Consider the following 23,638-nt stretch of genomic DNA (forward strand, 5'->3'; position numbering starts at 1 on the left):
TAGTTTTAAGTAGCTGGAGATGAATAATTGTCATTAGGTTAAGGCAGGAAGGAAGAGGCTTTTAGCTGTGCCTCTTCCTAGTGCATAAATTTATAGTTCTCCCCTCACCCGGCTATTTTTCCTAGCTGTGATTGTGGGTACAACCGATGTTTGAGAGACTGGCTGAACTGCGAATAGTTCTTGAGCGATCAACTTTGTTAAACCAATCACACTCACGCCATCCAAAAATTTGGTGATGGGGATATTAATTCCCAATTCACTTCTGAGGCGATTTTTCAGTTCCACAACCATGAGGGAGTCAAGCCCCATTTTATTTAGAGGCTGATCAATACTTAGTTTAGATGTCGTTATCCCCAACGCTTTAGCCATCTGCTGAGAGAGGTAATCAATCAACAGTGCTTGGCTTTGTTCTGGGGAACTTTCTTTGATTTGGTCTAAAATTTTGGCTGGCTGTTGCTTTTGGGTAATGGCGGGTGTTTGCAACTGTTGTGCTATTTCCGCGACGAAACTCGGAGAAGAGTCACCGGAGAACTGCGCCAAAAACTTTGACCAATCAAGCTGCATCACCCCTATCTGCGCTGTATTTTGAGGTAACAAATTTTCGAGGATGCTTAATAATTGCTGTGGTTCCATCGGCTGGATTCCCTGGTTTGCCCATTGCGCTTCGGTTTTCATCTCCACAGTCTTAGCCATTCCTAACTTCGACCAAGGCCCCCAGTTGATACTCAACCCCGGTAAATTCAATGACCGACGATAATGAGCGATCGCATCTAAAAAGGTATTGGCGGCGGTATAATTGGCTGTCCCAGCAAAACCCATGATGGATGCGATCGAGGAAAACAGTACGAAAAAGTCTAAGGGTAAATCTTGGGTGAGATGGTGTAAATTCCAAGCTCCACTTACTTTGGGGGCAAACACTTTAGCAAATAATGACCATTGATGCTCGACCAAGAGTCGGTCTTCGATCACACCTGCGGCATGAATGATACCCTTTAACGGTGGCATCGATGTTTGAATTTGAGCAAGTAATGATGCGACATCTTCTTCTAAGGATACATCAGCCTGCATGATAACAACCTGACATTTTGCCGCTTCTAGTTGTGTGAGGGTGGCTTGAACTGCGGCTTGAGGATGGCTACGCCCTACCAAAACTAAGTGTTTCGCCCCATGCTCTACCAGCCATTTGGCTATCAGTAAACCAATTTCACCTAAACCACCTGTAATTAGGTAAGTAGCATCGGTTTTAATTTCCAGAGATTGCTTGACAATTTCTTGTTTTCGTGCAATCCGGTTAACATATCGTTGTCCATGACGGAAAGCTAGGCGATTTTCACTACTATTTGGCTGGTGTGAACAAATTTCTGCCCATAGATGCTGAGTATTGTACTTTCCGTCTGGGTCTAAATCTACCAGAGTACAGTTAAACTCTGGATGCTCGTTGGTAATGACTTTGCCTAATCCCCAAACAGTGGCTTGAGCTAAACCTGACAGGGTTGATTCTCCCTTGACTGGTTGTGCGCCTTTGGTGACTAGCCAGAGGCTGGGAGGACGGGAAAATCCTTGATTAATTAAAGACTGGAGTAGTGATAGTACGCCACCACAGACTAGTTGTGAGGCTGTTTCTAAATCGTTGAGGCTGAGGGCATTGGCAGCAATTGTATCTAAATTCCACAAATAAATGACTTTTTGGCAAGGTGCTTGGTTTGTGGCTGTATGTTCTCGGAATAATCGCTGAAAGTCTTCTGGTAAGGCGGGGTTGATGATAATTTCTTGGTCTCTTATTTTTTTATACTCAGTGCCGGGGTAAACGAGGGTACAGGGTTTTTGTTGTCGCCATAATCCAGCCAACTCTTGACCAATACCTTGTCTATCCGCAAAAATCAGGCAAGAGCCTAGTTCTGTGTTATTTGGGCGAATTGACTGTATATTTCCTTGATTGCGCCAGACTATTTCATAGCAGAAGTCGCGGATGTTTTCTGGTATCAGGTGTTGCTGATGTTCCTTGACTAAGACTGCTAATATTTCCGGTAATAGTTGGAGATGTTCTGGTGAAAAATTCCCGGCTTGCTGTAGTAGCTGCACTAAGTCTTGAGTATTTCCCTGATTCAGCAATTTGGTAATCGGAGTCTGGCTTTGTTCTACCGATACGGACTCTGTTTTTGGCTGGGGCGATGGTGTATCCAACCAATAACGTTGTCTTTGGAAGGGATAGTTAGGTAAAGGTACTTTCTGTTGGGGAGCGTCGCCTGCAAAGGCTAACCAATCTATTTCGATTCCGGCTACATATAAATCAGCCAAACTCTCAAGTAGTTGTTTCCATTCTGGCATCCCCGGACGCAGAGAAGGCAACCACAGACTGGCGCTGTCTGGTAAACACTCACGTCCCATACCCAATAATGTTGGTTTAGCTCCAATCTCTAAAAAGACTTCATACCCTTGCTGTGCTAATGTCTCCATACCTTGGGCAAACTGTACTGTTTGCTGGATATGATTCACCCAATATTTTGCTGTGCTAATTTGCTCATCAGCTAATTGTCCGGTGACATTGGAGATGATTGGTATTTGCGGCTGATAGTAGGTGATTTGATTGGCGACTTGCTCAAACGCCGATAACATTGGTGTCATCAAAGGAGAATGGAAAGCGTGGGATACCTCCAGGTACTTGGTTTTCACTTTCTGTGCAGCTAACTTTTGACAAATAGTGGCGATATCCTCACTAGCGCCGGAAATGACGATACTTTCGGGACTGTTGATGGCGGCGATGGATACTGTATTGGCAAATGGGGCGATAATTTGTCTGACTTGCGCCTCGGAAGCAATGAGGGAAACCATGACACCGGAAGAGGCAGGGGGGAAGGGAGCAGGGAGCAGGGGGACAGAGCTATTCCCCCCAACGCTGCGGGGCGAAACATGGAAGCCCGGCTCTTGAGGGGCGCTTGACTGGGGCGGAGTTTGAAGCTCTCCGTCTCGGTTTTCACCCTTGCTCCCTGCCCCCTGCCCCTTTTCCTCTTGCTGTCCGCCATTGGGTAATTGCTGCATTAATTGTCCCCGTTGGGCGATGAGTTTGAGTCCATCTTCCAGGCTAAAAACTCCGGCGACGGTTGCGGCTACATACTCACCCACACTATGTCCCATGACGACATCGGGAACAATTCCCCAGGATTTCCAGAGTTGATAGAGGGCGTATTCTAAGGCAAATAGGGCTGGTTGGGTGTAGGCGGTTTGATTGATGAGGGATGCAGTTTGCTCCCCAACTTCGCCAGGATAGAGGATTTCTAATAAGGAATGCTCTAGATAGGGGCGGAGAATTTCATCGCACTGCTCTAGGGTTTGGCGGAAGATGGGTTGAGTTTTGTAAAGTTCCCTACCTATGTTGATGTATTGGGAGCCTTGCCCAGTAAAGAGGAAGGCAATTTTCCGGGGCTTTTTGCCTATTTGACTAGGCGTGCTTAATGTGATATTAGCTAGTTGCTCAAGCAATTCTTCTCTGGATGCAGCGACGATCGCTAGGCGATGATGAAAGTGCGATCGCCCGATATTCGTCGTATAGCAGATGTCGTCAATGGCTAGCTCACCATGATTTGTGAGATATTCGCCATAACGTTGTCCCAACTCTAATAAAGCTGCTTCAGTTTTGGCTGAGAGGGTGAGGATATGGTAAGGTCGGGCAAATTCCTGTTTTGGTAAAGGTGCGGGTGCTTCTTCCAATATCACATGAGCATTAGCACCACCAATTCCCAAGGAATTGACTCCCGCACGGCGGGGAGAACCCAGGTTAGGCCAGTCTTTCAAGCTGGTATTGACGTAGAAAGGTGTATTGGGTAAATCTAGCTGGGGATTAGGTTCTTGGAAGTGCAGACTGGGGGGAATTTGTTTATGGTATATTGACAGGACTGTTTTCATAAAACCTGCCACACCAGAGGCAATTTGTAAATGACCGATGTTGGTTTTGACTGAACCAATCCCACAGAAATTTTTGGCTTGGGTACTACTGCGGAAGGCTTGGGAGAGTCCACCAATTTCTATGGGGTCGCCCAAGGGTGTACCTGTACCATGTGCTTCAACGTAGCCGATGGTTTCAGCATCAATTCCCGCCATTGTCAAGGCTTCTGTGACTACAGATGCTTGACCATCGCCATTGGGAGCCATGTAACCGACTTTTGTACCACCATCGTTATTCACGGCGGAACCTTTAATCACAGCATAGATGTGATCACCGTCGGCGATCGCTTCTTCGAGCCGCTTCAATACTACCAGTCCTACACCACTGCCAAAAATTGTGCCTTGGGCTTGGGCATCAAAAGCGCGACAATGCCCATCGGGAGTAACAATCATTCCCTCTTGATATAAGTGTCCCACCTTTTGCGGGGCATTGACGGAAACACCCCCAGCTAAAACGATGTCACTTTCGCCACTCAATAAACTAGCACAACCCATGTGAACTGCTACCAAGGATGTAGAGCAAGCGGTTTGCACATTCACACTGGGGCCAGTCAGGTTGAGTTTGTAAGAAATCCTGGTGGTTAAATAATCTTTATCATTAGCCACCATCATTTGCAAACCGCCCATCGAGTCGAGGGTGGCGACTGCTAAATTATCGTTGCTATCTAGCTGATGGCGCTGGGGATAAATATTATTGAGTAGGTAGGTATTCATCACCGCACCCGCATATATACCAATCGCCCCATCATAAGTGAGAGGATTGTAACCAGCAGTTTCCAAACTTTCCCAAGCACATTCTAATAACAGCCGTTGCTGGGGATCTAGTAATTCGGCTTCTTTGGCACTATAGCCGAAGAAATCCGCATCAAAAGATTCCACATCTGATAATATCGGCTTGGCTTTGACGTAGTTGGGGTTTTTCACCAATTCTGGATCTACACCTGCGGCGATGATTTCTTCCTCGGTAAAGAAGGAAATCGATTCTACGCCATTGGCTAAATTTTGCCAAAATTCCTCAATGCTGTTTGCACCGGGAAAACGGCAAGACATCCCAATGACAGCGATATCTGCGTTCCCTTGTTGCCGTTGTTTACGAACTTGGGCGCGTTTTTGCCCTTGCAGGACTGCGGGTGACTCGGTTTGCTCCTGAGATAAATAGTTGGCTAGGGCGCTGATGGTGGGATATTTAAACATATCCACGATGGAGACTTGGCGCTGGAAAAAGTCTTGTAATTTGCTCTGCGCCTGGACTAGCAATAGGGAATGTCCGCCTAGCTCGAAGAAGTTATCATCTAGCCCCACTTCCTCTAAGCCTAAGACTTGTTGCCAAATCTGTTGCACTTGCCGTTCAATGTCTGTTCCTGACTGTCTTTGCTGGTTGGTAGTGGGGCGTAAATCGCCTTTGATGAGTTTTGCGCGGTCAATTTCACCAGTCTGGGTTAAGGGCATTTGGGGTAGTTGGACAAAGTTGCAATTGCTGACTTGACCAAAGCGATCGCAAACTACCAATTCCCTTAGTTTCTCCGCTACCTTAGCATCACTATTGGCCGTAAAATAAGCTGTCAGTTGCTGTAGTGGATAACTATAGTTTACATGACCACGAATATGTTGATTACCACCATCTAAGCCAATTAACAACTGGGTTTGCGGGTGACGTAAGCCAGTGAGTAAAGAAAACCATCCTTGTCTGGTAGATATGGGTAGGTAGCCTTTGGTTTGGGCTAACTTGCTTCTGGAGACATCCTGGCTAATACCTTTACCATCCCAAAGACTCCAACTCAAACAATAGCTATTCAAGCCACATTGAGAGCGTTGATAATGGCTAAAACTGGCTAAAAATTGATTAGCAGCAACATAGGTGGCGACTGTCGCCCCTCCCAAGCAGCGACTCACAGAAGCAAAGCTGATAAATAAAGCTTGGGGATAATTTTTCAGGAGTTGATGCAGTACCCAAGCTCCGCCAATTTGGGAACGGACGGCTGTTGACCAACTATGCTGATTTTCCTCTAAAAGCGATCGCTCTTGATAATTTCCCGCTAGATGCAGCACTCCATCCAGTTGACACCCCCATTCACTCTGCACCTGTTCTACCACCTGTTGCAACCCGGACAAGTCGCACACATCCACCGCCCGATAGGTGATTTGTCCGCCCAACTGTTCTAGTTCTTCATAGGCGGCGAATTTTGCCGTGCTTTGGGCTACATTGGTTCTTCCCACCAACAACAGTTTTGCTTTGTAATGCTTGAGCAAATACTTAGCAATTTCTACCCCAACACCCCCAAGTCCACCAGTAATCAAATACATTCCCCCAGTCACAAAGCCCAAGTCTGGTTGTGCTGGGGCGGGAAAGTCTACTTTTTCTAATCGAGGAATCAACCTCTGTCCTTGGCGATAGGCTACCTCAGACTCTTCTGATAATACATAAATTTCTTGCAGAATCCGTTCTGCATTCACGGCAATTTCATCTACAGTTAAATCGAGATGACGAGTCTTTACCCCTGGTATTTCTTGGTCAATGACTTTGAGTAGTCCTAGTAAAGGCGATTTGGTGTATGCAATGTTGTCGCTAGGGGATGTAAACTGGGTATGGGTAGAAACGACTAAAGTAGCAATTGTTTCCTCAGATTTGCGGGTTTTCGCCAAGGCTTGGACTAATGACAGTAAACTATAAACACCCTTCGTCTGCGCCGCTTCCAAGGACTCCAAGCTAGAAATTTCATCAATACAACTGTCGTAAGTCCACAAATGTATAATCTGCGCTATGGGATAGTTGTTAACTTGTACAGCCGATAATAAACGTTGGTAATCTGCGGGATTATTGGGAGCAATTTGGTAGCGATTAGAACTCAGTTGTTTAAACTCTACTCCTGCTGTCACACCCACCCAAGGCTGATGCTGTTTTTCTAATTCTCTACCTAAATACTCACCTAATCCCAACTCATCCAGAAACACCAGTACGCTACCGTTGATAGCAGACTTGTGGGTGACAGCTACTTTTTGTCGCCAAACTTGATGATAAAACCAATCTGGCAATGAATTAGGATTATCTAAATTTATCCCCAATTGTTGAATTATCCCATCAAATTCCCCATCGGCAAATAGCTGACTCAATTGGCGACGCTGAATTTTGCCAATCGCCGTTTTGGGAATTACTTCCTTTTTCACAGGAATGATGTAATGAGGATTTACCCCAATATTTTTAACAACTGCTCCACGAATCTTTTTAATTAGTTCTTTCAACAATATTTCTTCAGAAACAACAGAACTAAAAAAGATAGCTAATTGATCTGCATTATTTTCCGCAACTCGTACAGCGCAAGCAGCTGTGTAGGATATTTCCACACCCTCAACTTCTTCCACCACTGCTTCAATTTCATGGCTATAGTAGTTGATGCCATTAATAATAATGTCATCTTTATCTCTGCCAGTGAGGACAATTTTTCCTGCCTTTAAATAACCAATATCCCCAGTATTAAACCATCCATCTGGGGTAAAAGCTTCGCGGTTACGTTGGGGATTTTGATAATAACCAGGTGTAACAGAAAGTCCTTTAACTTGAAATTTTCCAATTACACCTTCATTGACAATTTGGTTATTTTCATCAGTGATGCGAATTGATGCTCCTGGAATTGGCGCACCTAATTCTACAAAGGACATATCATCTGATGATGTAGCTAAAGAAAAATCATGATCATAGCTGATTCCTGAAGCAGTTTCCGACATCCCAAAAGCAGGACGAATGGCGTTAGCTGGTAAATTATATGGCTCTAATAACTTCAAAAAAGTCCGCGCTGTTTTCGGGACAATTTGTTCTCCAGCATTAACTATAAATCTCATAGAAGATAAATTCCATGAGCGTTGATTAATTTCATTTGCCCGTTCATTCAGCAGCGAAAAAGCAAAATTTGGAAACCAAGAAATCGTCGCTTGATAATGTTGAATTAACTCTAACCAACGAATTGGGTTTTGGAGAATATATTCTGTAGATACATGAATTTGTTGACAACCCAAATCAAACGCCAACAGTGACATCGAGATAATTGCGCCCACATGTTCCAGTGGCATCCAGTTCAAGATAATATCTTGATCATGAAAATTGCTTCCTTGGGCAAAACCAGCCGTCATACTCAAAAGGTTGCGATGAGTTAACATCACACCTTTAGGAAATCCTGTACTCCCGGATGTGAGTAATAGTAGTGCTAAATCATCTTCCAAGCTTGGATAAATATTAGTATCTGGTTCGTTGTGGCGTAAGTTATCTACTGTCTCTACTTGAAAATTTTCTATATTTAAAAGTGACGGTAATTTTTGCAGGCTCTCGGCTAGGCGTGAGCTTGTCAATACAAGGGGTTGCTCTAGCATTTGCCAAGCATTATGCAGTTTATTGACGGCGCTGTTAATTTGTTCGTAGGCTGGAGCAACCGAAACTGGTACGGGAATGAAACCGCCTAGTACACAGCCCCAAAAAGCCGGGATGAAATCTTGATTAATATCTATTTGAAAAATTACTTTGTCTTGGGGTTTTAAACCGAGTTTTTTTAAACCAGCTAATATCTTTTGCGCGTCTAATAATAAGTCGTGATAAGACTGAATAACTTCGGAACCGTCTGCTTGAATATAAATTACTGCTTTTTCTGGATATTTAGCGGCTGTTTGTTGTAGTGCTTGCGGCAGGATTTTGGCTGCGTCTTTGTCGCGCCTGAGTTCATCACCATGATTGATCGCTGGTTTATTATCTACGCTATCATGATTGATAGTTGAGCGAGAAAAATCTGTTTTATCTGGATGATTGTTTTCTGCACTAGTAAGAGTTTTCCAATCAGGAATTAAGTCTGATAGACGTAGTGATTTTTGCTGTTGTATTTGTTGTTTAACTACTACTGCGACTTGATTGACTTCAGGCAATGACTGGATTTTTTCTAACCATCGCTCAACTAAATCATTGTCTGTAATTTCTATTTGGCTGATGGCAATTTCATCAATCTTACCTGATAACGTCAATGGCAGAGTTGATACTGGTATTATTGCTTTGGGTATCCATTGACTGGGTAATATTTTTTGCAAGTGAGATAATAATTGCTCTGGTGCAAATAAACTTGATGGTACGACATAAGCAATTAATTCTCGTTGGAAATTCTCTGTCTGTCTCTCTATGACTACGCAATCATCTATAGTTAAACTTGAGCGTATAGCAATTTCTATTTCTCTGTATGTAAAACTTGGATTGTTTAAATCTACCAAGTTCTGAGTATAATTACTTAATTGCATTAACTTTTATATCCTTACTATAGTCGACTAATACTTGAATAGTTAAAAGTAATTACAGGTAATTACTCCAAATCAGAGATAACGTAAGTTGATAGTTAGTTATACATAAGCATTTTTAAAAAAATTGCTCATTTTTAACCCTTGAAAACTTTTGATTATAAGTAACGAAATATATTAGGTTATCTCAATTTTAAGTTGACGCGCGCTTTAGTTCTTCTATCTATTTAAGGATGCTTTTCATTTTAATTGACTTAAATTTCATTCTGTTAATTGTTATTTAGTCCTTATTAATCAAAATAAAATATATAATTTTACTAATTTAAAGATTTACAAGTAAAATTATATATTTTTATAAACATAGGCAATAATCTCATTTTGATTAATAAAATACAATAGCAGTTAAGACAGTTAATTTGCCTTATCCATAAAATCTAATAGTAGTTAAAATATTAAAGTAGACAGTTAAGATATTTAAGACACTTAAGCAGATATTTAGGTGGACAGTTAAGATATTTAAGACACTTAAGTAAATAATGTAAACAATCGTAAAGATTTATTAAAAATTTAATAAATCTAAACTATCTGTAACTAACTAGAGAGTCGTACAAATAGTAAGAAGTGCTTGCTTTGTAGGTTTCTATTGAATTACGAATGCTTTCTTAACTTGGGGATGAAACTTGTTTCATCGAGACTGCTTAGACAAAATACTCATCTTCTCAAGCAGAGCGATCGCACGCCTAATGATATAAAGGCTATGTTCCCCATCAAATCAATATAGATTTTCTTGAGTGGCTGGTATACCCAAGGTGGACGGTGATTTTTGAGCTTCCACTTTGTCAAGTGCCAAAAATACTCAATTAGCTTCGCTAAACATAAGTTACCGGTGATGTCAAGGTATTCTCGGCACAAGATCACTTAGCTGTGTCAGTCCACTAGTAGACGCGATTTAATTTAGTTAATAGAGCATCCCTAAAAAACCCAGTTAATTTCATTTTGATTATTATGACGAATTAATCAGATTTTTTAGGGATGTTTGTTACAGCGTTTTTCAGTTGTGTGTACACTCCTTTTCAAGGGGAGTAATTAGTTTTTATGCGTCTTCATATTAAATTGGTATAACTGACTTGACAACGCTGCTGTTCTCTCCAAGTACGAGGAGTAATTTTGTAGTAATCACGAAACTGACAATAAAAATGGTTGATATTTTGATAACCTACTTTTAAAGCAATTTCTTCTATTGAATAATTAGTATCTGATAGGAGAGTGGTTGCTTGTATTAGCCTACGCTCAATAATCCAGTTATTGACAGTTTTGCCAGTAAGTCTGCGTACTAAGTCCGTTAAATAAGCAGGAGAATAACCAACAGCTTGAGCCACTTCCTTGAGCTTAATATTCTGACAATAGTTTAATTCAATGAAATCGAAAACCTCACGTAGTCGGGGAATAGATGGGAAGATAGATGTTAGTGATACATAAGATTTATTAATATCATGATTAGGAGATAAGGTATCATTTGAAACCTTAACATTAACCAGACCATTTTCTGTCCCTACCACCTCAAATCCTGAATTCTTTAAGCAATTTATTAAGAGGTTTTGGGTTTCAGTTTCAGCATTAATTAAGAAAATATCGCGCATACTTTATCCTAGACTTTCTTGATGTAGTCAAGTATTTGTGTTGTAGTGAGTAAAGTAACTTAAGGTAAAAAAATTCTCAAGCAATTATTTGGTCATACAGAACCAAAAATATCTTTTTCTGAAATAGAATAAAGTTTTCATAAAACTTTATGAAGATACAAAAGTCTATTGATGTCTACTTTTATCAGTACTTATGTACTATTTGCAGCCAAATATATGCAAGTTGTGTAAGTCTTGTCAAATCACTGCGAGATTGGTTATTTATATTCATGTTCTTCCTTTAATTGATTAAATTATTAAGAATAACTTTTTTCTACAACAGTGTTTTATAAATAAATTTCAGTAAAATTAACTTATGCAGTTTAATCAATAGGGCAGTAAGTAGCGTTGGATATTCATCTAGTCATGGAACTAGAATTAACGCAGGCAACAGGGTTGAGAATGTCAAATATGTGATGATTTGTCCTCAAATTTGCAATTGATTTTCTTGTAATCTGCGTTATGTTCTAGAATACTCTTGTGAAAGAGCATTCACGCTCATTGGCGATCGCACAATAGCACCGCATAATATACAATTACCTTCAGAACTCCATCTCGATTGTTCTCTCCTTATAGCCACAAACAAGAGATGACAAAAAGCCAAATTTATCGCTATACGTGACGCTCCACACATCACTGGGAAGTTTTTAAACATCCTACATACAAAAATGCTTGCCTCAACCTCAAAGTCTAAGCAAGCTTTTTACTCTATATGGGTCGCCCGGGATTCGAACCCGGAACTAATCGGTTAAAAGCCGAGTACTCTACCGTTGAGTTAGCGACCCTTGCGTTTCCTTTGCAACTTTGCCATCATAGCATACACATCTATAGATTTGTAAAGGGGTTTCTAGAAAAAATTTGCAGTCAATCTAATAGATGCTTGATAGCTGGCTCCTGGCTCTAACACAGTCAAGTTTTCGCTTGTGTTGAGAGAGTTGCGCGGCGCACTCCAAGGTTCTAGACAATAAAAGTCTTTGCCCTTGAGCGTCCAAAATACCACGATGGGATAGTCATCGCCGTAATCTAGAGTTAATTGTAATTTACGGCTATTGTCGGTGACTGTAGCCGATTTACCAGTTAGCTGCTTAAAGGCAACATCAATTTCATCTACATTAAAATCAAAATTCCCACTAAAGAATTTAATCTCTTTAGTTCTTTGGTCTTGATACTCTCTAGCCGGAATGGCAAACTCTAGCTGAGTTTTATCTGGGGCTTGGAAGTAAGGATGAAACCCAGTAGAAAATGGTATTGGTGTTGTGGAAGAATTATGCAGATGTTGTTGAATTTCTAGAGTATTCCCATTGATTTTGTAACTGAAACTTAAATGAAAATCAAAGGGATATACAACTTTTATTTGCTCGTTACTGACCAGATGAAGTTTGAAATAAGTTGTGTTGTCCTCAGATACTTCCTCAATTTCCCAAGGCAAATCGCGGGCAAAGCCATGTTGTTTGAGGGTATATTGCTTTGCGTTGTAAGTATAAGTGTTATCAGGTAAATTGCCACAAATTGGAAATAAAATTGGCACTCCACCCCTAACACTCAAATCAGGATTAGCAAAACGTTCTTTATCCAAATAGAGAATTTCTTGCCCTTTAACGCGCCAGCCTGTAATAATTCCACCGCGTTCAGGCACAACTTCTAGTTCAGAACCAGAGGCTTGTTCTGAAAGGACGTAGGTTTTGTATTGTTGCTGTTTAAGTGTAACGGTATACACAGGCTTACCCTTAATAAAGTAAGAAATATAATGATTGCTAAGTGTTTAGTGCTAAGTACTCAGCACTCAGCACGGGCTAAACGCCCCGCTACCGCTAACAGCACTCAGCACTCAGCACTCAATTACTCGTCTTCTGCAAAGATAAAGCGATATAACTCGCTGGGGTCTGGTTCAGGGCTGCTTTCAGCGAATTTCACAGCTTCGTCAATCACATCCTGAATTTTTTTGTCAATGGCTTTGAGTTCTTCCTCAGTGGCCAAGTTATGTTCCACTATGTAAGCAGCCAATTTCTTAATTGGGTCACGGGAGAACCAAAATTCTTTTTCCGCTTTGCTACGTAATTCGTCTGGGTCAGCTAAAGAGTGACCACGGAAGCGGTAAGTGAGGGCTTCAATTAAAGTCGGCCCTTCTCCTGCACGGGCGCGGGCGACGGCTGCTTGGGCCACAGACCGAACTGCGAGTACGTCCATTCCGTCTACTTCAACGCCCACCATATTAAACACACTGGCTTTTTTATAAATTTCCGGCTGAGAAGTCGCCCGTTCGTGCGCCATCCCAATTGCCCATTTATTATTTTCTACTACGAAAATAATTGGCAGCTTCCACAATGCCGCCATATTCAAGGTTTCAAAAAATTGACCGTTGTTAGCAGCACCATCACCAAAGAAACAAGCTGTTACTTGGTCAGCATTGGGATCACCTAACACTTCGCGGCGATATTTGCTTTGAAAAGCTGCGCCAGCCGCTACAGGAATGCCTTCTGCGACAAACGCATAGCCACCGAGTAAGCCATGTTCCGCAGAGAACATATGCATCGAACCGCCGCGTCCTTTGCTGCAACCTGTCTCTTTGCCAAACAATTCGGCCATAACTTCTCTGGCTGGGACTCCTGCACTCAAAGCGTGAACGTGGTCACGGTAGGTACTGCTGACAAAATCTTCTCCCGGACGCATTGCCTTGATAACGCCAGTCGAAACAGCTTCTTGACCGTTATATAGGTGGACAAAACCAAACATTTTGCCCCTATAGTACATTTCAGCGCATTTATCTTCAAAAAAGCGTCCTAACACCATGTCTTCGTAAAGCATGAAGCCTTCTTCTTTGGTGATTTGAACGCTGGCAGTATCAAATTTAGGTAACGTCCGTTCTTGAACCATTATTTTTTTAGTATCCCTGTTGTAAAACTGAAATTTACCATGTTAAATAGGCCGCTTTTTGACAAATGGGCTGCTTTGTCTAAGCTGAGTCGTGCTGGAGACGGAAACTAAAATTAGGCACTAAAACAGCAAAATTGGGAATAGAGGGAAGAAATATGTAATTTTTGAGATTTTTTCAACAGCTATCTGGGATTAACACACCCTGTCTGAGATAAATTTCTTCTCGTGCTACCCTCTCATGTTTTGCACTCCCAACTCCTGTATATAGGCTATCAATCAGGATATCTTGGTTTCTGCATATCTATGAACAATTTAGAGAAAATGCCTGCAAAAACAGAACTATTGGCTAGATAGTTGTAATTAAGTTTTCATCATGGTAATATATTTTACCTATATTTAGCATCTACCGCTCACTAGTTTTGCTTTCACTACGTCACCAGGAAATTTACTGAAAGCATATCAATCAGATAACATGCTGATTTCAGCAGACATCATCAATTAGATGTAATGTTTGTTTTCGATGTCATACATTGATAGAACTAATACTTCAATGCATGAATACTAAGAATTAAGACAATGTATCGCTGTTTCCTAGGCGAATTGAAAATATTAGGACTAAAATATGACTCACATTTTAGCAAGCAACAAAATTAATTGTTGCAATATACACTTATAGTGTAAGTCCGGCACGGTATTATTCACCGTAATATTATGGCACGGTTTTACATACCTGGAATGCTCTAGGTGGGTTATGTTGATCACGGTGCAGGGGAAGTAGGCTGTGCGAATTCCGCTAGATTACTACCGAATTTTAGGACTACCGTTAGCGGCAAGTGAGGAACAGTTGCGGCAAGCACATAGCGATCGCATTGTGCAGTTGCCACGACGGGAGTATTCTCAAGCAGCGATTTCTTCTCGTAAACAACTTATAGAAACAGCTTACGTGGTTTTATCAAATCCGCAAGAACGTAGTAGTTACGATCAGCTTTATTTGGCCCATGCCTATGATCCTGATGGTGCTACTACTGCCACAGTAACAACAGGAAAACGCCCAGAAATTAATGCCGAGCTTGATAATCAAGGTCTGAGCATTGATATTCCCCAACAGGAATTAGTTGGTGCGTTATTAATTTTGCAAGAGCTAGGAGAATACGAACTAGTCCTCAAATTAGGGCGCACCTACCTAGCAAATCATCATGGTGTTAGTTCTGGCAGAGTTGGCAATCGTCTGGCTGATGATGACTTTCTCGAAAGTAACGACCATCCAGATATTGTGCTGACAGTGGCACTGGCTTGCCTAGAATTAGGGCGGGAACAGTGGCAACAAGGTTATTACGAAAACGCAGCAATTTCCCTGGAATCTGGCTTAGATATGCTGGCTAGTGAAGGGATATTTTCTAGCGTGCAGGCAGAAATTCAAGCTGATTTATATAAATTACGTCCTTATCGGATTTTAGAATTATTAGAGTTACCTTTAGAAAAAACTGGGGAACGCCGCCAAGGCTTGGAATTGCTGCAAAGTATCCTTGACGATCGCGGCGGGATAGATGGCACAAATAACGATCAATCAGGCTTAAGTATAGATGACTTTCTGCGATTTATCCAGCAGATACGCAATTATTTAACAGTTGCTGAACAGCACAAGTTATTTGAAGCCGAAAGTAAGCGGCCATCGGCAGTAGCGACTTATTTAGCGGTTTATGCTTTGATTGCTAGAGGCTTTGCCCAACGTCAACCAGCCTTAATTCGCCAAGCCAAGCAAATGCTGATGCATCTGGGTAAGCGTCAGGATGTGCATTTAGAACAGTCGCTGTGCGCGTTACTTTTAGGGCAAACCGAAGAAGCCACCCGCGTTTTAGAAATGAGCCAGGAATATGAAGCTCTAGCTTTTATTCGGGAAAAATCGCAAGACTCACCAGATTTACTACCGGGGCTGTGTTTGTATGGCGAACAGTGGTTACAACATGAGGTATTTCCCCATTTTCGGGACTTGTCAAGACAGCAAGCCTTACTGAAAGATTATTTTGCCAGTTCTCAAGTGCAAGCATATCTAGAAGCACTACCTACAGATGCCGAAACTACCAATGATTGGGCAGTAATTAATCGTCAGCCTTTCTCCTCGCCGCAGCCAAATAATCACCGTCCGCCTAGCCCTTCGGCGACAAATTCTCGGCACAATCATCACACGAGAATACCAGATTTAGATTTACCAGAACCACAAAACTACAAAAGGTCGGAAAATTCTCACTCGCCGTTACCTAGATGGAATACACCACCTACACCTGCTACGGCTAATCATACCCAACCGCCAGAAATACCTGTGGCTCCATATACCGCAGAACGGCCAGAAAAAGCCCCACAAAACCTTAACGGTAAAGCAGCTGCACCCCGTCCCACCCAAAAACGTAGACGGCGCAAGCCTACTAGTCAACCTGTTAACAGAGAACATAGTGTAGAGCATAATCGCGGCCGAATTCGCCAACGCCGCACAGTCACCAGCAGCCTCGATAGTAAAACTCGCCTTGTTTGGACAGTTTTTGCCTCATTGGCTGGTTTACTAGTTTTCTGGCTGATAGTTTCAACTACTTTTAATTGGGTGAAAAATATATTCTTCCCGGAGCCAGTTTTTCAAGGTGAACCGTTGGCAGTAAAAATAAATGAACCGCCAATCAAAATTCCTGACAGCAACAGCCCTTTGCTACCACCGGATGGCCCTTTGACTAACACCACCGCCGAGGAAGTAATTCGCACTTGGCTATCTACCAAAGCCGCCGCTTTAGGGCCAAATCATGATATTGACGGTTTATCAAAGATTTTGACTGGTCAATCTCTTTCGCAATGGCAATTAATTGCCCAGCAAGACCGGGTTGATAATCGCTATCGCAAGTATGACCACAGCGTCAAAATCGAATTTATCAGTAAAAATGATTTAGATCCCAATCGCGCCGCAGTCTTAGCTACGGTGAAAGAAGTCACTCAGTTTTATGAAAATGGTCAGCGAAAAAAGTCTTCTGATGAAAGTTTACGAGTTCGTTATGATTTAATTCGCCGAGCAGGTGAGTGGCGAATTCAAAGTATGTATGTTGTTAATCAAGTAGGTGGTAACTTTTAGGGCTAGCTAATAGCTAACCCTAATCCAGTACCTTCATGATTGCGATCGCTAGGGTTTCCGCAATTTTCTGGCTTTGGGCAACTGCAACTGCGCCCACTACTCCGGTCAATAAGGAAACGCCGATAAAACTTCCAACTAGTTTGTGAGCAATTTTCATAGCGATCGCATGGTTGGGTTATCTCAGTAAATTTGGCAATCTAAAGAAAACTGATACAAGTTTTCTTCAGTTAATGCTCTTGCCTTACCTAAGAGGATTCCCCAAAGCTTCTCAGTATGCACAATTTTTTATACCAAAATCAAATTGTTAAATTGACTTCACTTTATAGCGATTCCCAGTTAAGTGAGGTACAGGTAATATTTTGAAACGCAGAGGGTCGCAGAGTTAAGCGCAGAGGTACGCAGAGATTTGTACTTCAGCAGACTAGGAAACGCTATAGCATTAAATTTAATTTCAACTTGACGTGCTTTTCTACTTAATTCAATTTGCTTTGCTAAGAATTATTCAAAATATTTAATTTAATTTTTATTAAAAATGTTTAGCTGAGAGAACAACCATAAAATAGTTGCAGTTTGTAACATAAATTTTCTAGCTTATTGCAGTTTGTAAATATTTTGTGTTACTCAAAGGAATATTCCTTTAGACTGAATCTCAATTGAAAAGTATTGGGATCGAGGCAAATGCATTCGATGAGTTTTTTGTGTCATGAATTTGTGGTTGCTGTCTCTTTTGTTGCTTGTATTCTAGGTTTAGTATTGCTTTGGGACAGCAAGCAAGCAAAAGATGATATGGAAGAAACAGAAAAGATTTTATTTAGAATGAGCTTTTCTTACTGGCTGGTATATTGTGTTGCTTTTGCCTTAGAGAAGCTAATTTTACCTGAGTGGGAAGCTGTGGTGATGTCTTTGAAAATTACAACAGCACTGTCGTATTTTTTAACTTTTTCTTGTATTCTCAGTTTACCGCTACATAAATTTGCAGTGCATCGGGTTGAAGAATAGTTAACTGAAGTCTGAAGTCGGAAATGGTAATAACCATAAGAGACAATCTATGGGCTAGTAACTATTAAGCTAATTGATTCATGGTGGGCGATCGCCATTTGTAGTTCATCCTGCACTAAACTAGTCAGGATGAATAATTTTTGCTTTTTTATTTCAATAGTTGAAATTTCCCGTCTTTCACTTCAATCAAAATAGGTTTAGTCGGTATTTCTCCATCAATAAATTTAATTTCATTACCAGAGGTTTCTTGTGGTACAAGATTGACTTGAGGCAGGTTTCGCAAAACTGTGGTGCGAGATGAGTCGGGAGATAAAGCTTTAATTACAGCTTGAGTCGCATCATAACTAGTTGCTGTACGGTAGCTGACATCTCCTCCCCATTGCTGTTTAGCTTTGACAGCAAAGTTTTTTGATTGTGCTGAGTCTTTGAACCAAGGAGAAGTTAATACTAAACCTTCAACTGCTTTCCCACCTTTGTTTAAAAGGTCATTGCTGTAGAAGTTACCACCACTAAAGAACTTTAAATTTTTCACCAGTGGATTATTTGATTTATCTTTAGCTTGAATAATTTCCAAAGCTACACCTGTGGCTTTTGGTGCTGTAAACAACATCGCAGCTTGTGGTTGGTATTGAGACACAACTTGATTAAGTTTCTGCTCTGGGTCTAAATTTGGCTGTGCTAAATTAATGGGACTACCAACAAGTTCTCCACCTATTTCTTTAAACTTATTTGTAAATTTTTCCCGCAAATCATTGCTATAAGGATCATTAGGGTTATAAAAAATTACAGTTTTTTGTAATTTCAATTTATCTTTAATATGTTTAGCCAGTATTTCACCAACTAGAGAAGTAGAAGGAGTTGCTCTAAAGAAAATCTTGTCATCTTTGATTGTGCTGCTGGCACTGGTAGGAGAAATGATAGCTAAAGGTGGGTTAGCTCTTTTATATTCGTCAAGTGCTGCTTGGGTAACTGCACTACTGTAATGCCCAATTACTGCTAGCACAGATTGATCTTGAATCAACTGTTGAGCAACTTTTTTTGCTTGTGTTGGCTCATCAGCATCGTTAGCTATGACAATTTCCAATAAGCGACGATTCAACCCACGGTTAGCATTACACTCTTTTTGAGCTAGTGCCACACCACGTAACATTTCTTGGGCAATATTTTGTTGGTTATTGATAGGTACAGCTACCGCAACAGTCAAGGGATTACTTTGTTGGCGAGCTAGAGCATTGTTATAGTAAATCAATACTTCTGGGTCGTTGCGATTTTTTTGTACTGCTTGAGCGAAGTAAGCGATAGCTTCGTCGTATTTACCTTGTTTAAATGCTTCTATACCTTTGTCGCGATCGCTATTATAAGTTGTAGGAAATAGTGTACGCTCTCCACTACTAGTAAAATTATTTCCTGGCTGATGACAAATTCCGTTTTCTTTTTGTTGACCAGCCGGACAAGGACTGGAAAACTTATTCATACTAATAGTTAAAATAATTCCTACTATTATACCTGTGCTAAACAAGAGAATTGATAATATTAGCCAACTCTGTTTGCGGTAGAGATAATTGGTATGATGTTTAATCTCAGTAATTTCTTTATCAAAATTATCTGGCTTTGGTTTTAGTAGTTCTAGCTCTAGTATTTCTGTTTGTAAAGGATGACGCTGTACTAACCAACGGCGAACTAGTTCAATTTTTACTCTCCGTTTTGTCTCATCTAACAATCCTTTATTCACTAACTCTGGTACTGATTGAATTAGCTCATCTGTTTTTGTTTTTGCAACGCCACGTTTTTCGAGTAACTCTAAAGGGTCTTCTGGAAATGTCAGTTTTTTTTCTAAAGCTTTCTTTTGTGCTTCTGCTACAGCTGATAAAATTACCCGTTCTGGAATTGACATTCCATCCCATAACCATGCTAACCCTGCTTCTGCACTTTCAATTGCTTTGTCTACAATAACTTCGACATCAGCACGAGTTACCTTCCAGTTATTTTCTATTCTCGCTTCTACAAAAATAGTGAAACAAATTACTTGAATAAAATAGGGGTGTCCTGCTGAAAGTTCTAAGATTGCTGTTACTGCATCTTGTTCATATTCTAGTATACCTTTAGCAGGGTTGATAATTAATTTTTCGGCACTTTGCTCATCTAGTAAACCAACTTCTTGGTAAGGTGCATTATTAAATAATTTAGTTAAATATGATTGATCTTTTAAAGTTCCACTAACAAAGAAAATAACAAAGATATTATCTTGGTTTTGAATAAGAAAATATAAAAAATCAAAAAATTTTTTGATTGCTAAATTGTTACTTATCTGATGATTGATACAAAATTCTTTAATAATTAATACTATCTTTTTATTTTGCAAATATTGATTAATTTGATGTATAAATTGGTCATAAAATAATTCTGTCTCATTTTCTAAACTACTAATTAAAGGTAACTTAATAAAATTTGTATCAATATTTAACTGAGTAATAATATCTTCAATTAGACTTTGTAATAAATCATTAAATGACTCTTGGCTATGTTCTTGAACATCAAATTTGATGAAAATAAATTCATAATTAATATATTTAGGAATATTACTAATTATAGAAGATAAACCTATGCGTAACTGACCGTACAAGAACAAAACTTTAATATCTTGCTTGAGATTATCATGAATAAATTGGAAAATATTTTCTCTGCCAAATAAGGGTTCATGTGCCTCAATTGGACGACCAATAATGTAAGGGTTCTTACGAGCGATAGAGTCTTTATTCATAATTTTTCTCGATTTTATAAGCTATTTATCCTCTCTTGTGATTAATTGAAATTTCCCGTCTTTCACTTCAATTAAAATAGGTTGAGTCTGTATCTCTCCATCAGTAAATTCAATTTCATTACCAGAGGTTTCTTGTGGCGAAAGATGTACCTCACGCAGTTTTTGCAAAACTGTAGCGCGAGATGAATTGGGAGATAAAGCTTTAATTACAGCTTGAGTCGCATCATAACTAGTTGCTGTACGGTAGTTTACGTCTCCTCCCCATTGCTGTTGAGCAATTTTAGCAAAGTCTTTTGATAGTGATGAGTCTTTGAACCAAGGAGAAGTTACAACTAAGCCTTCAACTGCTTCTCCACCTTTTTTCAAAGTTTCGTTGCCATAAAGACTAGCACCACTGAAGAACTTTATTTTCTGTATCTCTAGGTTATTTGAATTAGCTTTAGCTTGAAGAATGTCTAAAGCTATAGGTGTATCTTTTGGTGCTGGTATTAATAAAGCGGCTTGTGGTTGATATTGAGACACAACTTCATTAAGTTTTTGCTCTGAATTGAAATTTGACTGTGCTAAATCAATTGGATTGCCAACAACTTTACCACCTAGGTCTTCAAAATTCTTTGTAAAATATTCTCGCAAATCATCACTATAAAAATCAGAGGGATTATAGAAAATTACAACTTTCTGTAATTTCAGTTTATTCCAAATATGATTAGCTAATTGTTTTGCAAATTGGACATTAGAAGGAGCTATTCTAAAAAAAATTTTACCTTTTAGCTTGCTACTAGCACTGGTGGGAGAAATGATGGCTAAAGGTGGATTGGCTTTTAGATATTCGTCGAGTGCTGCATAAGTAACTGTACTAGTGTTATGTCCAATTACCGCCAGTATGGATTTATTGTCTACCAATTGTTGAGCCACTTCTTTTGCTTGTGCTGGCTCATCATAATCGTTAGCTATGACAATTTCTAACAAGCGACGATTCAATCCACCTTTAGCATTAAACTGATTTTGAGCTAGTGCCACACCACGTAAAAGTTCTTGGGCAATATCATGTAAGTTGTTGATAGGTACAGCTACTGCAAAGGTAAACTGATTACGTTGTTTGCGAGCTAGGGCATTGTTATAGTAAATCAACACTTCTGGGTCATTGCGATTTTTTCGTACTGCTTGACCAAAGTAATCAACAGCTTGCTCGTAATTACCTTGTTTAAATGCCTCTATTCCTTTATCGCGATCGCTATTTGTTAGTGTAGGAAATAGTGTACGCTGTCCACTACTAGTAAGATTAGGTACTGGTGGGTCAACAACTTCACAATTCCCGTTTACTTTCTGTTTACCAGTCGGACAAGTGCTTGGCGACTTAGGAATATTAATAATAACTAAACTAACAAGAGTTATGATACCTGTTGCTAACCCAATTGTCTTGATGGGAAAGTCCCTACGTTGATTCGGGCTAGCATTTTTAGCGTTCGGTTGAGGTTGATAATTACTGCGCGACTCAAAACTGCCAATTAATTCTAATTTCTCTTGCGCTGATGATTCTCTAGGTTCAATTTCTAAGACTCGTTTGTATTGCTCTTTTGCCAACGCGTATTCTTGTTGAAGTATCAAGTTATGACCATACATTTTTAAAGCTGCTAAAAGCGGTTCTTTATTACCTATAGAATCGACTTTATAAGCTCGCTCGTAAAGTTTTAATGCTTCGTCAAAGCTTTTTAACTCTAAGTGTATACCAGCCAGTTTTACCAAAGTTGCACTATGATGGGGGTTAAGTTCTAAAGCTAAATTATAAGTATTTAGTGCATCCTGTATCTTACTTTGTTGATATAATTGACTTGCTTCATCAATAAAAGTATTAACTTTTTCTTCTCGAAAAATTTCTATTTGTTGCCGTAGTGGATGACTTTTTGCTAACCAACGACATACTAGTTTAATTTTTATTTGACGTTTGGTGTCATCTAATAATCCTTTTTTTGCTAGGTTGTTTGTTGCTTCAGCTAGTTCTTCAGTTAAAGTAATTCCATAACTTTCTAGTAATTTTAATGGTTCTTGAAGATTTTGTTCATCTGAGAGAAGAGCTTGATTTTGTCCTTCGGCGATCGCTGATATAATTAATTGTTCGCCAGAAGTTAGTCCTGTCCAAAACCAATTTAAGCCGCCTTCAGCTTGGTTAATTGCTTGTTCTATAACTTCAATAACATCTTGGCTAGTAACTTGCCAATGAGAATTATTTTTAGTTAGGATAAAAACGTTAAATATAGTAAAGCAAATAACTTGGATTAAGTAAGGATGATTTGCTGTGAGATTTAAAATAGTTTCGATTGCCTGTGCGTCATATTTTAATGTGCCTTGAGCAGGTTTACAAATTAGTCGTTCAGCACTGATTTCGTCAAGCACACCAATATTTTTGAATGGCGGTGTGCCAAATAATCTAAATAAATTGACCAAATCACCAGGACTTCTTCCGGCTACTGCTATAACTAATAGTTTATCTTGCTGTTTTAGCAGCTTTTCTAAATAACGAAAAAAGCTAGAACCTTTTTCTAATATGTTGTCACTTCCATCATAAATTACATCAAATTCGTCTAACAATAGGACTAGCTTTTTATCACCTAAATTCTCGTAAATTTGAGTTAAGTAATTTTGAGCAAATTCATCTAAATCGTTTTCTAAATCTCTTTGACTTGGGATTATTAATTCATCATTAATTTCCAGATGATGAATAATTTCTTCAACAAGTCTATGTATTATTTCAGATAGCTTTGATTTACTATATTGCTGTAAATCAAAAGGCACAAAAATAAATTCACTTTGCTCAATATAATCTTTAGGAATCTGCTTCAGGACAGAAGATTTGCCAATACGTCGGTGTCCGTGTAACAAAATGAATTTTACATTCTGCCTCAAGTTGTCTTTAATAAAACCTAATAGACTATCTCTGCCAAAAAATCTCTCTGGATTGTCAATAGGAGTGCCAACAGTATAAGGGTTTCTTATGTAATGAGTCAT

9 protein-coding genes and 1 tRNA gene are annotated in these 23,638 nt (G+C 39.8%); 2 read left to right on the plus strand and 8 right to left on the minus strand.

What is annotated here, in order from left to right; all coding sequences use genetic code 11:
* Positions 1 to 90: 90 nt before the first annotated feature.
* From H6G69_RS19555 to pdhA, 5 genes are all read right to left on the minus strand, one after another.
* A complete protein-coding gene (locus tag H6G69_RS19555; protein ID WP_242072117.1) occupies positions 91 to 9,210 on the minus strand; it encodes a type I polyketide synthase in 9,120 nt (3,039 codons plus the stop codon).
* Positions 9,211 to 10,310: 1,100 nt separating this feature from the next.
* On the minus strand, positions 10,311 to 10,847 hold the full coding sequence (locus tag H6G69_RS19560) for an AraC family transcriptional regulator (RefSeq protein WP_190690807.1): 537 nt from the start codon (positions 10,845 to 10,847) through the stop codon (positions 10,311 to 10,313).
* A 752-nt stretch (positions 10,848 to 11,599) separates the two neighbouring features.
* A tRNA-Lys gene (locus tag H6G69_RS19565) sits at positions 11,600 to 11,671 on the minus strand.
* A 62-nt stretch (positions 11,672 to 11,733) separates the two neighbouring features.
* A complete protein-coding gene (locus tag H6G69_RS19570) occupies positions 11,734 to 12,603 on the minus strand; it encodes an aldose epimerase (RefSeq protein ID WP_190690808.1) in 870 nt (289 codons plus the stop codon).
* Positions 12,604 to 12,725: 122 nt separating this feature from the next.
* The gene (pdhA, locus tag H6G69_RS19575; protein WP_190690809.1) at positions 12,726 to 13,760 is read right to left on the minus strand and encodes a pyruvate dehydrogenase (acetyl-transferring) E1 component subunit alpha; all 1,035 of its coding nucleotides are present in this window, start codon (positions 13,758 to 13,760) and stop codon (positions 12,726 to 12,728) included.
* Positions 13,761 to 14,541: 781 nt separating this feature from the next.
* On the opposite strand from pdhA, the gene H6G69_RS19580 reads away from it, so the two are divergent.
* Complete coding sequence (locus H6G69_RS19580) at positions 14,542 to 16,872, plus strand: IMS domain-containing protein (RefSeq protein WP_190690810.1); 2,331 nt, start codon at positions 14,542 to 14,544, stop codon at positions 16,870 to 16,872.
* A 19-nt stretch (positions 16,873 to 16,891) separates the two neighbouring features.
* On the opposite strand, the gene H6G69_RS19585 is transcribed toward H6G69_RS19580, so the two are convergent.
* Entirely contained in the window at positions 16,892 to 17,029 is a 138-nt protein-coding gene (locus H6G69_RS19585; RefSeq protein ID WP_190690811.1) for a hypothetical protein, read from the minus strand.
* Between the two features lie 530 nt (positions 17,030 to 17,559).
* Between H6G69_RS19585 and H6G69_RS19590 the strand changes: the two genes are divergently transcribed.
* The gene (locus tag H6G69_RS19590; protein ID WP_397326954.1) at positions 17,560 to 17,871 is read left to right on the plus strand and encodes a hypothetical protein; all 312 of its coding nucleotides are present in this window, start codon (positions 17,560 to 17,562) and stop codon (positions 17,869 to 17,871) included.
* 148 nt (positions 17,872 to 18,019) lie between these two features.
* Here the strand turns inward: H6G69_RS19590 and H6G69_RS19595 are convergent, their stop codons facing one another.
* Both H6G69_RS19595 and H6G69_RS19600 read right to left on the minus strand, forming a co-directional pair.
* Positions 18,020 to 20,632, minus strand: coding sequence for an ABC transporter substrate-binding protein (locus H6G69_RS19595; protein WP_190690813.1), 2,613 nt, complete (start codon positions 20,630 to 20,632; stop codon positions 18,020 to 18,022).
* A gap of 21 nt (positions 20,633 to 20,653) precedes the next feature.
* Positions 20,654 to 23,638: an ABC transporter substrate-binding protein gene (locus tag H6G69_RS19600; protein WP_190690814.1), complete on the minus strand. Its 2,985-nt coding sequence runs from the start codon at positions 23,636 to 23,638 to the stop codon at positions 20,654 to 20,656.

The organism is Nostoc sp. FACHB-110 (genome assembly GCF_014697425.1).
Lineage (GTDB): Bacteria > Cyanobacteriota > Cyanobacteriia > Cyanobacteriales > Nostocaceae > Nostoc_B.

Excerpts from the sequence above, each read along its gene's own strand:
- H6G69_RS19600 (WP_190690814.1), bottom strand. The coding sequence starts at position 23,638 with ATGACTCATTACATAAGAAACCCTTATACTGTTGGCACTCCTATTGAC.
- H6G69_RS19555 (WP_242072117.1), bottom strand. The coding sequence starts at position 9,210 with ATGCAATTAAGTAATTATACTCAGAACTTGGTAGATTTAAACAATCCA.
- pdhA (WP_190690809.1), bottom strand. The coding sequence starts at position 13,760 with ATGGTTCAAGAACGGACGTTACCTAAATTTGATACTGCCAGCGTTCAA.
- H6G69_RS19590 (WP_397326954.1), top strand. The coding sequence starts at position 17,560 with ATGAGTTTTTTGTGTCATGAATTTGTGGTTGCTGTCTCTTTTGTTGCT.
- H6G69_RS19560 (WP_190690807.1), bottom strand. The coding sequence starts at position 10,847 with ATGCGCGATATTTTCTTAATTAATGCTGAAACTGAAACCCAAAACCTC.
- H6G69_RS19585 (WP_190690811.1), bottom strand. The coding sequence starts at position 17,029 with ATGAAAATTGCTCACAAACTAGTTGGAAGTTTTATCGGCGTTTCCTTA.
- H6G69_RS19595 (WP_190690813.1), bottom strand. The coding sequence starts at position 20,632 with ATGAATAAAGACTCTATCGCTCGTAAGAACCCTTACATTATTGGTCGT.